General features: G+C 44.7%; 14 protein-coding genes, 1 tRNA gene and 1 pseudogene. 5 read left to right on the top strand and 11 right to left on the bottom strand.

Features of this window, described 5'->3' with window-relative positions; all coding sequences use genetic code 11:
• The first annotated feature begins 162 nt into the window (after positions 1–162).
• Positions 163–369, top strand: a complete 207-nt coding sequence (locus N0824_RS18750; RefSeq protein ID WP_002762605.1) for a hypothetical protein — start codon at positions 163–165, stop codon at positions 367–369.
• 2 nt (positions 370–371) lie between these two features.
• Positions 372–893 (top strand): hypothetical protein, encoded by a 522-nt coding sequence (locus tag N0824_RS18745; protein ID WP_108937853.1) that lies wholly within the window; start codon positions 372–374, stop codon positions 891–893.
• Between the two features lie 138 nt (positions 894–1,031).
• Here N0824_RS18745 and N0824_RS18740 read toward each other — a convergent pair whose 3' ends face one another.
• The 6 genes from N0824_RS18740 to rlmN form a co-directional block, all read right to left on the bottom strand.
• Complete coding sequence (locus N0824_RS18740) at positions 1,032–2,903, bottom strand: GTPase family protein (protein ID WP_108937852.1); 1,872 nt, start codon at positions 2,901–2,903, stop codon at positions 1,032–1,034.
• Between the two features lie 59 nt (positions 2,904–2,962).
• Entirely contained in the window at positions 2,963–3,838 is an 876-nt protein-coding gene (locus N0824_RS18735; RefSeq protein WP_108937851.1) for a 3'(2'),5'-bisphosphate nucleotidase CysQ, read from the bottom strand.
• Between the two features lie 92 nt (positions 3,839–3,930).
• On the bottom strand, positions 3,931–4,773 hold the full coding sequence (locus N0824_RS18730) for a ChaN family lipoprotein (RefSeq protein ID WP_108937850.1): 843 nt from the start codon (positions 4,771–4,773) through the stop codon (positions 3,931–3,933).
• A 359-nt stretch (positions 4,774–5,132) separates the two neighbouring features.
• Positions 5,133–6,332: a ferredoxin--NADP reductase gene (gene petH, locus N0824_RS18725; protein ID WP_108937849.1), complete on the bottom strand. Its 1,200-nt coding sequence runs from the start codon at positions 6,330–6,332 to the stop codon at positions 5,133–5,135.
• Positions 6,333–6,619: 287 nt separating this feature from the next.
• Positions 6,620–6,844 carry a phycobilisome linker polypeptide gene (locus N0824_RS18720; RefSeq protein ID WP_002772199.1) on the bottom strand — a complete coding sequence of 75 codons (225 nt, stop codon included), beginning with the start codon at positions 6,842–6,844 and terminating at the stop codon, positions 6,620–6,622.
• 88 nt (positions 6,845–6,932) lie between these two features.
• Positions 6,933–7,946 carry a 23S rRNA (adenine(2503)-C(2))-methyltransferase RlmN gene (gene rlmN, locus N0824_RS18715; RefSeq protein ID WP_108937848.1) on the bottom strand — a complete coding sequence of 338 codons (1,014 nt, stop codon included), beginning with the start codon at positions 7,944–7,946 and terminating at the stop codon, positions 6,933–6,935.
• 354 nt (positions 7,947–8,300) lie between these two features.
• Here rlmN and rimK point away from each other — a divergent pair, with 354 nt between their 5' ends.
• On the top strand, positions 8,301–9,206 hold the full coding sequence (gene rimK, locus N0824_RS18710; protein WP_002776181.1) for a 30S ribosomal protein S6--L-glutamate ligase: 906 nt from the start codon (positions 8,301–8,303) through the stop codon (positions 9,204–9,206).
• Between the two features lie 48 nt (positions 9,207–9,254).
• On the opposite strand, the gene N0824_RS18705 is transcribed toward rimK, so the two are convergent.
• Positions 9,255–10,310: an ABC transporter ATP-binding protein gene (locus N0824_RS18705; RefSeq protein ID WP_108937847.1), complete on the bottom strand. Its 1,056-nt coding sequence runs from the start codon at positions 10,308–10,310 to the stop codon at positions 9,255–9,257.
• Positions 10,311–10,433: 123 nt separating this feature from the next.
• Between N0824_RS18705 and N0824_RS18700 the strand changes: the two genes are divergently transcribed.
• Positions 10,434–11,114, top strand: a complete 681-nt coding sequence (locus N0824_RS18700) for a hypothetical protein (protein WP_108937846.1) — start codon at positions 10,434–10,436, stop codon at positions 11,112–11,114.
• 54 nt (positions 11,115–11,168) lie between these two features.
• Positions 11,169–11,250 (top strand) — tRNA-Leu (locus tag N0824_RS18695).
• A 116-nt stretch (positions 11,251–11,366) separates the two neighbouring features.
• Here the strand turns inward: N0824_RS18695 and N0824_RS18690 are convergent.
• From N0824_RS18690 to N0824_RS18675, 4 genes and pseudogenes are all read right to left on the bottom strand, one after another.
• Positions 11,367–11,657: pseudogene (locus N0824_RS18690) on the bottom strand (DUF4351 domain-containing protein); the annotation flags it as partial.
• A 110-nt stretch (positions 11,658–11,767) separates the two neighbouring features.
• Entirely contained in the window at positions 11,768–12,661 is an 894-nt protein-coding gene (locus N0824_RS18685) for an Rpn family recombination-promoting nuclease/putative transposase (protein ID WP_108937844.1), read from the bottom strand.
• Between the two features lie 125 nt (positions 12,662–12,786).
• Entirely contained in the window at positions 12,787–13,197 is a 411-nt protein-coding gene (locus N0824_RS18680) for a putative toxin-antitoxin system toxin component, PIN family (RefSeq protein WP_233256481.1), read from the bottom strand.
• Positions 13,194–13,403 (bottom strand): hypothetical protein, encoded by a 210-nt coding sequence (locus N0824_RS18675; RefSeq protein ID WP_108937843.1) that lies wholly within the window; start codon positions 13,401–13,403, stop codon positions 13,194–13,196. Before N0824_RS18675 ends, N0824_RS18680 begins: the two co-directional genes overlap by 4 nt.
• Positions 13,404–13,416 lie beyond the last annotated feature (13 nt).

Here is a 13,416-nt window from a genome sequence, read left to right as displayed (position 1 = left end):
GATAAGTAGTCGTACAAAATAAATTTCCTAGTGGTGAGAGGGAACTCCAGAACTGCGGAACGGGCAACAGAAAAGAAATACAGCGATTGTTGCTTTACGGAGAAATGGGTAATTAATTTTGTTTAGGTACTTACAATCCATTCACTAAATTAACAAAAAAAAATGGCCACCAGACAATTTCGAGTAAATCTTAGTCAAAAGGACTCTGAATATCTTAAAGAAATAGCTAAAGAGCTAGACTTAACAGAGTCTGAAGTCATTCGTAAAGGATTAAAACTCATGGCTTTATATGCTAAAACTGAGACGGAAGAAGATACTCAATTAATACTTCAAAAAGGTAATGAACAGAGACCACTACTAATTGTTTAGTTATGACCAGTGATTCAAAAAATGAGACAGAGGAAGTTAACAACCCAAAAGATACCAGCGCTTCTTTGGTTCTTCCAACTGAGAGGAACTCTGTGCGTCATAATCTAAAGAAGAATCTGGAGCCTTATCATTTAGACAATGAAGTATCTGAATTTGATAAACCAGCTACAGCTATATCACCCTCAGACCAAAGACATAATTTTAATACTAAAGTAGCTGGTTCCTTAGCAAAGTGGCTTTGGTTGGGATTGTTAACCACTGCTGGTTTACAAATTCTTTCTATTTGTCTCATTTCTTTTGCTTCTCTTGGAATTTTTAATTTAAATATAAATTTGAAAGCTATCGAAGAACAAGAAGTACAAAGTAGAGTGGATAAAGCGGCAACCCTAATTAATGATTCTTCTAAGACAATTTATACTTTTTTAGGGCCAATAGCTACAGCAGTCACCGCCTTTTATTTTAGTGGTTTGGGTAGTTCGTCGAAAACTAACGATGAAAACTCTGAAAATGAAAAAAATGAATAGAACTTTCAAAAAAACACGAAAAAATCTCTCCCATTGGTAATTTTAGTACAAGGGCTAGAAATCTCAACTCCAGAAACCTCTCCTCCCCACTCCCCTATACTTTTAGATTGGAAGAAAGTTTTAGCTTAATTAATCTGGTTAAAGGCCTGTTTTTGTCGTTTCTAAATACCCCTGATAACTTGACCGGAACTGTTCGATCGATAGGTTCTTTGTCCAATATTCTACCAGAGCATGACCCCAGGCCCAAGCTTCCTTGTCGGCAGTGCTAGAATTCTCTAATAGTATTGGCCAAAGTGCCAATAAATCAAAACTTTTATTCTCCGGATTCAAGAGAGAAGAAAGCTCGTAGGCCATCTGTAATTTACCGATCGCTACTGGTAATTGTTCCACAGGAATTTGTTCAGCTAAAAGATAGGCTAAAGTCGGTCTTCCCGTGGCTAAAGTGGAGATAAAACCTAGAATAGGACTTTTTAATAGGGCCGTTAAACCTTGCCCCGTGGCCATCTGTAAAGTATAGCGATCGATTATTTTCGCCGCTGCCAGGGTTCGAGTTTCTAAATCCGCTAAAAAACGGGCTAAACGCAACTGTTTTGCGGGCGAAATTGCCCCCAGTAAAGCGATTGATAACTCCTCATCCCCCCAAGCTTCTCTATCTGGCTGTTGACTGACCATCGGCAAAATGCGATCGCAGAGATCCTCGAATAATTCCGCCCGATACTGCAAACAATCGCGGATATTGACTTCTTTAGGACTTTCTCCCGTCAGCCAATTATAGGGAGGTTGCCACTCTCGCACCGGACGCAGGCGATCAACTTGAGAAACACAGACTATAACTGGTAAATTGTCAATAGTTTGTTGCAAATCTTTAAGAAAAGCCTCATCCATGGCCAGGGCGGGATCGAGGGCGGGGGTGACAAGAATCAATAAATCGGCGTTTTTGGCATAATTAAGAACCTTTTGCCGATCATCGGCCCGATTTGCCTGTTCGTAGCCCGGGGTATCCCAGAGGATTAACTCGTCTCCTTCTGGGGTTTGCCAATGATAGGATTGGATGGCATCGGTACTGGGCAATAGATCCACTTGGGCTAAATCGGCCCGAAAGAGAGTATTAATTAAACTGCTTTTGCCGGCCCCGGTGCGTCCAACCAGCAGAATGTTAACCGGTTGGCGATCGATTTCCGTGATCGGTTCAGCTTGGGCGAGAATTTCCTTAAGAGTAGTGGTGGCGATTTTGGTCTTGGTGGGGAGAGTTGGGGCGAGATTACTGCCACTGTAGAGTAACACCGCTTGGCGAGAGAGGTTTCTTAGGGCATTTTCCCGCAAAACTTGCCCTAAATTGACTAATAATTGCTGATCCGCTCGATCGCTGTACTTTTGACTAGCAACTTTAGCCACAGCCGCAGCGGGATTGATCACCCATTGCGCCCAATTCCAGACCTGCCAAAGTTTCTGGGCCGAGGGTTGCAATTTTTGATAAACTTCGTAGGCTTGATAGGCTTGGCCGATGGTGATTTGATTCAGGGCCGGGGAAAGATTCTGCATCCAGCGATCGCTATCATCCACAGTTCCCCGAATTAAACCGTAGGCCTGGGGAATGTAAATATTTAATAAGGGGTACTTGACATCGGGGTAATATATATGGGCGATGGCACTGACCAAATCCTGACAGCGTTGCCAAAAAGTCGCCCAATCTTCCCAAACCGGGCGATCATTGCGGGCCTCGACGATAATCCTCTCGATAATTTCCTCGACATTGCCCCCGGAATCACCGTCAGGAGGGGTTAATTCTGCCTTAATTTCCCCGATGGCGGCTTCAATTTCCCCGACTGCTGGGCGCGTCCATTTGACCAACAGGAAGCGCCAAGCAACAAAAATCAGGGTAAAAACTGCCCAAATCCAATTCAAACCCCATTGATTGATCTGGACACTGGCGGCCACGATCAGAAAGATGACCACGGCGGCGATCGGAACTGCTAAAATCAACCCTTGCCAAGTTTTTAACCGTAACATTGCTCGATCTGGTTTTTTTCCATTCTACCGATCTCTGATTCTCGGTTAGGGGGCAGAAATTAGACAGTGGCATCAATTTGGGCGAGGATTGCCGTGGACAACTGACAAAGTTGTTGATGACAAGGACCATTACTGGCCATGATCCCCCCCCATTGCCGCACATCGCCGCGATTATAGCGCACCGGTTGACCGTCAAAATAGGAGAATTTGCCGCCAGCTTCCGTTAAAATCAACTCCGGAGCGGCAAAATCCCAGTCTTTAGCGGCCGATTTCCCCGATAGGGAGATATAAACATCGGATTTTTGTTCGAGGATCGTGGCAATTTTACAGCCCACACTACCCACATAATTTTTACCTAAGAAGGGTATTTGACTTAATAAATTATCAAAACGTTGGTCGCGATGGGTACGACTAGCCACCAGATAGAGATCGGTAATTTTATCTTTATTGGCAACTTTTACCTGTGTAATATTGCCGTCGCTAGTTTCTAGAAAAGTGCCTTTTCCTTTTTGGGCAAAATAGAGTTTTTCTTGATCCGGCAGGGCAACCACGGCGATGATCGGTCTTCCTTGATAACATAAGGCGATATGTAGGGCATATTCTCCCGTTTTGTCGATAAAATCGCGGGTTCCGTCCAAAGGATCGATAATCCATACCCAATCTTTCGGGATAGCTTCATTACCCTGATGGGTTTCCTCGCTTAGATAACCAAAGTCGATATCCGAGAAATTTGTTTGTAATTCCCCTAAAATATAGTGATTTGCCGCTAAATCCGCCGCCGTCACTGGTCCGCCTTTTTTTTCCTCGTTGACGGCTAAATCCTCTTCACCGCGGTAGTAGGATTGGAGAATTTTAGCACCACCCCAACCGACGGCACGAGTCACAGCTAAAATGCGATCGAGTGTTTCGGTATCTTGACAGGTTAAATTAATCATAAAATAGCCTCAGTTTTTCAGACTTATTATCCACTAAATTTAAAGACTGGCTTCTTAGCTTATCATCCCTTGCTTCCTAGCTCCTGACTGGCTTAATTTTGCCCCTGCCAAAAATAATCGGCGGGTTTTTTGGTTTCTGCTGGTGATGATTGGGGAGCGTCTCCCAAGAAAACCGAGCGCTGGCTGACGCGATCGCCTAATCTTCTTTGGACTCGACTGGGAATACCGTAACCGTAGGCAATATGACCTTTTCCTGCTAGGACGATGATCTGATAGTCGGGATGAGCTTGCCAGAATTTAGCGATCGCATCGGCCATGGTTTCATCCCAGAGAACCTGTGCCAGAAAAAAGCGATCGAATCCCTGACTACTGCCCCCCGTGTGTTGCTCATAAACGGCTAAGATCTGTTGACGGTACTCCTCGTTATCCCTGTTTATTTCGTTTTTAGGGGGAATGTAGGTCATTTCTGAGGTGGAGAGGCTTTCTAATCCCTCTCGTGCCACTTTTCTAGTGATTTCCGTGGGTGTATTGAGGGCGATCAATGGTAGTTTTTTCGCCTTGGCCAAGCGCAGGATCGGGGCGTAAAATTCCCAATCAAATCCCCAACGTTGGTCGTATTCACTTTTTTCTCTTAACTGATTTTCGCTAATTTTGCCGGCTAAATACTGATCCAAATAGATTTGGTAAGGACGTTGAAACATCTCGAAAGCGATCGCTATTTGGGGATTATTAGCCTGTAAATACTCGATAATAGCTAATTGGGCCTGATGGTCGGCCTGACTATCGTGCCTTTCTCCCAGATAAATAATCTCGGCTGTTTTTAAATCTGCCAGAATTTGTTTTTGGCTATTAGTAAAACTCCAGGCCCGGGGCAGCAAAATAAACAGTAAGCAGAGGGCAAGGAAAACAGGAAAAAAGCGTCGAGAGAATTTCATCTTTGTTAAAGGCCTTTTAAGTAGTTGGACAAAAGTAAAGTTAACTGTGGGGTCAGGAGTCAGGAGTCAGGAGTCAGGAGTCAGTAAGAATTGCGTCAATTTACATTTCTTAATACTAAATCTGGTTATTAAAAACTGATTATTTATTCCCGCTTTTGCCTCTTGCCGTTCGGCTGATCTTACGGCCGAAGCCTATTGCTTTTTGCCTGTCCTGATATGTGGCCTATACTCAACGGATTTAGTATAAGATAAACAACAGAATTGATGTCCTGCTACTTAAAAAACTGATCTTAACCGAAGCCAAGTAAAAAAGGGTGGACAATGCCCACCCGAAAAAATTTTCAGAGAACCTTTCTGGTTTAGTAGGTTTCTACGTGCCAGCGATGTTCTTTTTTCAGTTGTTTCTGATAGACAGACCAATCGGTGCCATTTTTAGCAGCAGCACCACTGATAGCATCGTCGATACCATCTTCCATCCCTTTTAGTCCGCACATATAAGCGTGGGTTTTGGGACTTTGGAGTAGATTCCAGATTTCGTCAGCGTGTTCGGCTACCCGGTGTTGAATATACATTCTGCCGCCCTGGGGATTTTGCTGTTCCCGGCTGATGGCATAGGTGAGACGGAAGTTATCGGGGAACTCCGCCGCTATTTGCTCTAATTCTTCTTGGTAGAGAATATTGGCCGTTTTGGGAACTCCGAAAATCAACCAAGCTAGACCTTTGAATTTATAATCTTCGTGTTGTTCCTTGAACATCCGCCAGAGGAAAGCTCGGAAGGGAGCGATTCCCGTCCCAGTGGCCATCATAATGAGAGTGGCATCTTCATCACCAGGTAGCAGCATTTCCTTACCCACGGGGCCGGTAATGGCTACATCGGCACCCACCTCTATATTACAGAGATGGGTGGAACAAACCCCATAAACGGTTTCCTTGGTTTCTGGGTGTTGGTATTCCAACTGACGCACGCAGAGGGATACGGTTTTATCGTCTAATTTATCACCGTGACGGGTGGAGGCGATCGAATAGAGTCTCAATTTATGAGGTTTGCCATTAGCATCGGTACCCGGGGGGATAATACCGATACTTTGCCCTTCTAAATAGCGTAAATCGCCCCCAGAAAGGTCAAAGGTGACGTGTTGTACGATGCCGATACCTCCCTCATCAACCAGAGGATAATTCTCGATACATTTGCCGATAAAGGGTTGGTTCGGACGGTAGATGTTGACGGGGATATCTGTTTTTTCTTTCGCTTGAGTCATGGCCTTTTTCTTGGTCTGTTCAGGGACGGGCGATGATTGAGCGATTGGCTGTGGTGTGGAGGCACTAGAAACAGTTGCTACGGGGGCAATCCCATTTAAGGGTTTGATGCTGACGATACGACCACCTAAACGGGTAATCCGACGCATTTCTTGATTCATGCGACTGTAGGGAACCGTGAAAAACACGCTTCCACTCTGACGGATTGAATAATCCAAGCTGTCAGTATTGTCGTTTTGATTGAGACCCGCCACTTCGTAAACAAATAAACGGTTTCCCGCTAGTGTACTCGGACTGTACATTAAATATAACTCCCAACTCAAGTCACGATAATCGTTCCATAGTTTAGCCTACCATCGGTACACTACACCTAGGCCTAATTGAGAGTTATCTTAAAAAAACCACAGACATCGCTTTTATCCTTTTGGATAGGATAGGTTAAGTCTCTGGTTAAAATCTGTTACATTTGCAGCATTTTACTTTTTATTAAGATTTCTGCTACTTTTTCCCATTTATGCTAAAAATCCCCCTAGTTTGCCTGATCAGGACAAGAGCGGGGGACAGATATTAGCAATAATTATTTTTTCAACTACTCGGCCGCGGCTGCGTTTAAGGGTTTAATGCTGACGATGCGAGCGCCTAAACGGGTAATCCGACGCATTTCTTGATTCATGCGGCTATAGGGAACAGTTAAAAAGACACTGCCACTCTTACGGATAGAATAATCTAGGTTATCAGTCTTGTCATTTTGACTCAAACCGACGACTTCATAGACAAAAAGGCGATTTTCTTTGGCACTAGAGAGACTTTGCATCGAAATGGCTCCTACATTGATGTTATAGTTCTCTAGTTTAGCCTAGCGGGGAGACTAGCAATCTAGTTAATTGCTGATTTAGGTTTGTTTATTGTACCATGACGCTCGATCGCAATTGTCCACAGGCCGCATCGGTCGCTAAACCTCTCGAATAACGGACAGTAACGGCGACTTTTTCCTGTTCTAAAATAGTTTTAAAAGCCTTAATTCTCTTTTCATCAGGCCGTTGATAATCCACCTCTTGAATAGGATTATAAGGGATTAAATTGACGTGAGATTGAAAACCTTTCACCAGTTTGGCTAATTCCCCTGCGTGTTCGGGTAAATCATTCACTCCCGCTAAAAGAATGTATTCAAATGTCACCCTTCGTCCCGTGATTTGAACGTATTCCTGACAGTCTTGGATCAGATTATTTAGAGGATAATGGTCGGCACTGGGGATTAATTTAGCTCGAACTTGTTGATTAGAAGCATGGAGACTAACGGCAAAAGTTACTTGTAAATTATGTTCCGCTAGTTGCTTGATTTTATGGGGTAATCCCACGGTAGAAATCGTTAAACAACGCTGACCGATACCCACATCTTGATTCAGGCAATGAATCGCTGTCACCACTTCGGGGATATTTAATAAAGGTTCCCCCATCCCCATAAACACCACATGACTAACTCGTTGCTGAAAATCCTCCTGTACTGTTAACACTTGGTCAACGATTTCATAGGCTTTTAAATTACGAGTAAAACCCCCTTTTCCCGTGGCACAAAAATCACAGGCCATGGGACAACCCACTTGGGAAGAAACACAGACTGTCAATCTTTTTTCACTGGGAATTCCCACCGCTTCGATAATTAAACCATCCGCCAGTTTTAGCAGATATTTACGAGTGCGATCGGGTGCTACACTGCGATAATGTATAAGGGAACGACCGATAGGATAATCCGCCAGTTTGCTGCGCCATTCTTGGGGGAATACGGAAATATCCGCCAAAGAATGCGCTCCTTTTTCGTATAGCCATTGGTGTAATTGTTTCCCCCGATAAGCGGGTTGTCCCTGGTCTTTTACCCAGTCAGTCAGTTCCTCTAAAGATTTCGCTAGTAAAGTCATAAGTAGGTAGGCGTTAAAAATTATCAGACACCCCCGTTATCAAGGGTAGGGTTGATTCATGAATCAACCCTACCTTATCAAGGGGGGATCAAGGGGGGATTAAAGGCAAAATCGATTTTTAATTTAATTATAACCAGCTACTTAAACTTAGCCTGACGACAAAAACCAATCTAGTCTTAAGCTTGCTCTTTTTTACTTTTCACCTAACCCAACTGTTCAAAGGGAACTGTCAGCGCCATAATGATCGATGGACTTCGATCGAGAACAGAAATTTTATGAGTTGCCAGTCAAAAAAGTCAATATGGGGAAATAAGGAGCTATTCAGTTTTAAAAGCAATATTTAAGCGAAAATTTATGAAAATCGCTATTTTATCGCAAGACGCTTCTCTTTATTCCACCAAGCGACTGAAAGAAGCGGGAGAAGCTCAAGGCCATGAGGTACGAGTGATCAATTATTTGCGCTGTTACATGAATATCACCTCCCATAAACCCACGGTTGTCTATAACGGTAAACCCTTGGAGAGTTTCGATGCGATTATCCCCCGTATTGCCGCCTCAAAAACCTTCTATGGAACCGCAGTCGTCCGGCAATTCGAGGTGATGAATGTTTTTACTGCCAACGACTCCCAGGCAATTTCCCGGTCGCGGGATAAATTGCGTTGTCTGCAAATCCTCGCTAGGGAAGGGATAGGTTTACCGGTGACGGGAATTGCTCACGCAACTCAAGATATCGATGGTTTAATCGAAACCGTCGGCGGCACCCCTCTAGTGATTAAATTATTAGAAGGAACCCAAGGTATTGGGGTAGTTTTAGCGGAAACCGATCAAGCAGCCAAGTCAGTTATTGAAGCTTTTCGGCAATTAGAGGCTAATATTCTAGTACAAGAGTATATTAAAGAGGCCAGTGGGGCAGATCTGCGCTGTTTTGTCATCGATGGAAAAGTGGTAGCCTCGATGAAACGACAGGGGGCCGAGGGGGATTTTCGTTCTAATCTTCACCGGGGTGGCAAAGCAGAAAAGATAAAATTAACCCCAGAGGAACGCAGTACGGCCATACGGGCCACTAAAGCTATGGGTTTACGGGTTGCCGGTGTGGACTTATTACGGTCCAATCACGGGCCTGTGGTTATCGAGGTTAATTCCTCTCCTGGTTTAGAAGGAATAGAAGCGGCCACCGGTGTGGATGTGGCCAAAAAAATTATTGATTTTGTCGCTAAAAATGCCACCCTAGTCCTAAATCGCGATCGATATCAATATTAGCTGGAGAGACCGATGGGAATTCAGGAGTCAGGGGTCAGATGTGATTTATCAATCGGCAAATACACGGACGCTATCGGGAATAATCGATAGTTTTACCTTTGTACCGATGTCTAATTGGGTGTTAATCGTTGTTCTAGCGTGGATTTGGCTGCCGGTGGCCGTTAGCAGACAATAACGGTATTCCCGCCCCAAAAATTGGCGATCGCAAATAACTAGATCTCCCGTCTCATCCGGGTTAATTTTGACATCTTCCTCTCTCAGCATCAATTCCCCTTTGTCCAAATCTTGACCATCGGCAATTTCCCAGACTCCTATCTCGGTTTGCCATTGTTCCCCCTTCCGTCTAGCGGGGAGAAAGTTAGCTTGGGTGACAAACTCGGCCACGAATCGCGAGGCCGGATGACTATAAATTGCTTCGGGATTGTTAATTTGTTCTAATTTTCCTTGACAAATGACCGCAATTGTGTCACTGATCACCATTGCTTCCTCCCGGTCGTGGGTGACAAAAATGGCCGAGATACCAGTCGCTTTCAGGATATGACGGATCTCGTGCCGTAAGCGTTGTCGTACCTGCACATCGAGATTACTTAAAGGTTCATCTAAGAGGATTAAAGAGGGTTTTGGGGCTAAAGCGCGGGCGAGGGCGACTCTTTGCTGTTGTCCTCCTGATAGCTGATGGGGATAACGTTTTTCTAGTCCTTGCAGTCCGACTAAATCCAAAGTTTCCGCCACCCTAGCGTTAATAGCTTTGCTCGATAATTTCTCCCCAGAATTTTTTAACCCAAAGGCGATATTCTCAGCGATGGTTAAATGGGGAAAAAGAGCGTAATCCTGAAAAACCATGCCCGTATTGCGTTTTTCCGGGGGAATAAAGGTTTTTTCGTCGGCAACTATTCGCCCTCCCAATTCAATCACTCCTTGAGATGGTTTTTCAAATCCCGCAATCATCCGCAGTAGAGTGGTTTTACCGCAGCCCGACGGGCCCAATAATCCGAGAATTTCGCCCTCTGTTAAACTAAAACTGATATTATCGACAGCTAGAGTAGGAGAAGCGGGAAAACGCTTGTTAACCTCGGATAAACGCAGAATTACAGACTTTTTCATGGTGGGAAAGACAATCGCCCAGTCAGTGGCGGGGCTATTTACTTAAGAATTATTCCTAATTAGTTCACTATTATTGTTTATAACATCTCAATGGACTAATTAGGAAACTTTCTCAAAAATTTCATGCTCACACCTGAAGATATTATTCTCGTTCCCCGGGGGGCCGAGCATAGCTCAATCCGTCGAGGATTAAGGAAAATCGGCGATTTAGCCCCGCAAATTATCCCGATTAACCTTGGCGCTCCAGAATTCCTCGACAGTTCCCCAGTCTCTAGGCAATCTCTAGAATTTCTTAATAAGTTTACAGGAAAAATTGTGCTGATGGGATTAGCAGGCAGTCTCAGCGATCGCTATCGGGTCGGAGATGGGGTAATCTATCAAAGTTGTGGCGCGGAAACGGGGAGTTATTGGCAGTGCGAACCGGAAATAACCGCAGAAATCGCCCAATTAACCGGATATAGTCTCGTTAAAGGTTTAACCAGCGATCGCCTGATTAGCCAGTCCGAGGAAAAACGACGTTTAGGACAGGGGGGCTATGAAGTGGTAGATATGGAAGGAGCAAGGATTTTAGCGGCTTTACGCGGGCAAAAAGTGGCAATTGTGCGCGTGATTAGCGATGAGGTGACACAGGACTTACCCGATTTAGCCCCGGCAATTGATAATCAAGGTCAGCTGCTACCATTGCCCCTAGCTCGACAAATGTTAATCCGTCCCATCCCGGCCTTCCATTTGATTCAAGGTTCCCTAAAGGGTTTATCCGTACTAACTCAGGTGGCGCGAAGGTTGTGCGGCAGTAATTTTTAAAATTTGCTTGCAGATTATTTTTTTTCTGTGCTATAATGGTTAAGCTAAAATCAAGCGGATGTGGTGGAACTGGTAGACACGCACGTTTGAGGGGCGTGTGGCTTACGCCTTGCGAGTTCGAGTCTCGCCATCCGCATAAACTTTTATCTGCCCTCTGACAAGAATTGCCCTTGTCACCCATCGGCAGGGATGGACATTTGGCCATCAAAATTTCCTAACTCACCCTTTCAGGTGGCTTAGGTTTGACTAAGTTTAGTTAAGCGGTTGCGAGGGGCAATTTAGCCAAAGCACTAGGTCGTTTAAGGTTGTAAAATCCAACAAAGCCTCAGCCAAGGACTCTAATTGCTCGATTTCTAAAGACTGAATCCGGGCAGCCAACACCTCATCCACCCCACCAAAGCGACGTTGCAACAGACGCAAAATCAGGGCAGATTCTCCTTCCAGTTGTCCTTCCAGTCGTCCTTCTTCCTTGGCTTCACGATATACCCTTGTATCTGCCAATTGTAGTCCTAGCATTGCTTCCACCTCCTGCCGACTCAAGTTAAGTACCTAAGCAAAATTAATTACACATATCTAACCACCTCTTGCCTCTTGCCCCTTGCCTCTTGCCTATCTTCACTAGGAAATTAATTTTGCACGACTACTTAGTAAATTTATAGACCATAGCGATTTAGCCAAAGCACTAGGTCGTTTAATGCCGTAAAATCCAACAAAGCCTCAGCCAAGGACTCTAATTGCTCGATTTCTAAAGACTGAATCCGGGCAGCCAACACCTCATCCACTGCACCAAAGCGACGTTGCAACAGACGCAAAATCAGGGCAGATTCTCCTTCCAGTCGTCCTTCCAGTCGTCCTTCCAGTCGTCCTTCCAGTTGTCCTTCCAGTCGTCCTTCTTCCTTGGCTTCACGATATACCCTTGTATCTGCCAATTGTAGTCCTAGCATCGCTTCCACCTCCTGCCGACTCAAGTTAGTAAATTTATAGACCATAATTGTGGCAATCATTTCTATTATGGCGCGACTGGCTTCTGTATCTGCAATTTGCTCTTGGGTTCGTGCCAGTAAATAGCGGGCTTTTTCTGGTGCTTGGGTTTCTTCCACAGTAGTGAGTACCATCAAGGCAACCCCTAGGGGTAACTGCTGAATTTCCCCTAATTCGTTCAGATAAATTCGATGCACCTGATGACAATTGAGCAGCGCCCGGTAGGGATGGGCATTACTTTGTTCTAGGCTGCGGGTGGGATAGATGACAACAATTTGCCAATCGGCAAATCGTTCTCGCTGACGATAAAAATACAAAAATGATTCACCAAATACCCTTTCATAGAGTCGTTCGTCTTTTTGAAATTGCACTTCGCAAAAATAGATTACCCCGCTACTATCATTATCGGGTGGCAGGAATACGCCATCGATCTCAAATTTGGGTTCTTTGACGGCTACGGAGTCAAAGCGGTATTCGGTGGCATTATCTGGCGGGTTTTCCAGTAAATCGAAGAGAAGGGAGGGGGATTGTTGAAAAAGCCGGTAAAATATCGAGTCTCGTTTCATGATGATCGGGATTGCACCTAGCAAGCTTTCCCGATCTTCCCATAAAACCCCAAAAAAAGAGAGAGGAAACCAGCGCCTCCTCTCCCTTGGCACATTATTTTATGGCCTTGCGGACAGCATCACTGTTATTCGCAAAATAGTTTGAGAAAATCGGTAGCGCGATAGATAGGAATTCCTTCGTAGGCGATCATATCTAACAGATCACTGTCCCCAGCGATTATGCAGTCTGCCTTTCCCGCAACAGCGAGGGAGAGAAATTTGTCGTCCTTTGGATCGCGGCAAGCGATGACAGACTCGGTGACGGTGACAGATTCTGAAATGCCAACATACCACTCGATATAATCTATGGCGCTGTCTTGTCGGATATATTTGCGAAATTTATCCCTTTTTAGTACGGTGAATAGTTCGGCAACTGTATCATCGGAAATCAAGGTAATGCCCTGTCTCGCCAAAAAATTGAACATTTGCTCAAAATTTTCGTTCGGACGGATGGCGAAACTGACAAGAATATTGGTATCAACAACAACCCGTATCACAAATCATCTTTTAACGATGCCATGAGTGCGTCGTGTTCCGCAGCTGTCATGCCAAGAGTTGCGGCCTCGTGCTGTAATTTTCTGGCAATAATAGATAAGCTGGGACGACCCACCATAAGGCGGACAATTTCATCATCTGGTATAAGCGCCAGTGCTTCTCTAATTTCCCTGGCCGTGCCTTGGATTACTGTTGCTTGTGTAGTCATGATTTTTTATCAT

This window comes from Microcystis sp. 0824 (genome assembly GCF_003112475.1).
In the GTDB taxonomy this organism is placed as follows: domain Bacteria; phylum Cyanobacteriota; class Cyanobacteriia; order Cyanobacteriales; family Microcystaceae; genus Microcystis; species Microcystis aeruginosa_C.
The sequence above is the reverse complement of the archived record's forward strand: the minus strand, read 5'-3'. Positions and strand labels throughout refer to the sequence as shown.

Bases quoted from the DNA above. Each gene is read 5' to 3' on its own strand.
- N0824_RS18750 (WP_002762605.1), top strand. From the start codon at position 163: ATGGCCACCAGACAATTTCGAGTAAATCTTAGTCAAAAGGACTCTGAA.
- N0824_RS18745 (WP_108937853.1), top strand. From the start codon at position 372: ATGACCAGTGATTCAAAAAATGAGACAGAGGAAGTTAACAACCCAAAA.
- N0824_RS18740 (WP_108937852.1), bottom strand. From the start codon at position 2,903: ATGTTACGGTTAAAAACTTGGCAAGGGTTGATTTTAGCAGTTCCGATC.
- N0824_RS18735 (WP_108937851.1), bottom strand. From the start codon at position 3,838: ATGATTAATTTAACCTGTCAAGATACCGAAACACTCGATCGCATTTTA.
- N0824_RS18730 (WP_108937850.1), bottom strand. From the start codon at position 4,773: ATGAAATTCTCTCGACGCTTTTTTCCTGTTTTCCTTGCCCTCTGCTTA.
- petH (WP_108937849.1), bottom strand. From the start codon at position 6,332: ATGTACAGTCCGAGTACACTAGCGGGAAACCGTTTATTTGTTTACGAA.
- N0824_RS18720 (WP_002772199.1), bottom strand. From the start codon at position 6,844: ATGCAAAGTCTCTCTAGTGCCAAAGAAAATCGCCTTTTTGTCTATGAA.
- rlmN (WP_108937848.1), bottom strand. From the start codon at position 7,946: ATGACTTTACTAGCGAAATCTTTAGAGGAACTGACTGACTGGGTAAAA.
- rimK (WP_002776181.1), top strand. From the start codon at position 8,301: ATGAAAATCGCTATTTTATCGCAAGACGCTTCTCTTTATTCCACCAAG.
- N0824_RS18705 (WP_108937847.1), bottom strand. From the start codon at position 10,310: ATGAAAAAGTCTGTAATTCTGCGTTTATCCGAGGTTAACAAGCGTTTT.
- N0824_RS18700 (WP_108937846.1), top strand. From the start codon at position 10,434: ATGCTCACACCTGAAGATATTATTCTCGTTCCCCGGGGGGCCGAGCAT.
- N0824_RS18685 (WP_108937844.1), bottom strand. From the start codon at position 12,661: ATGAAACGAGACTCGATATTTTACCGGCTTTTTCAACAATCCCCCTCC.
- N0824_RS18675 (WP_108937843.1), bottom strand. From the start codon at position 13,403: ATGACTACACAAGCAACAGTAATCCAAGGCACGGCCAGGGAAATTAGA.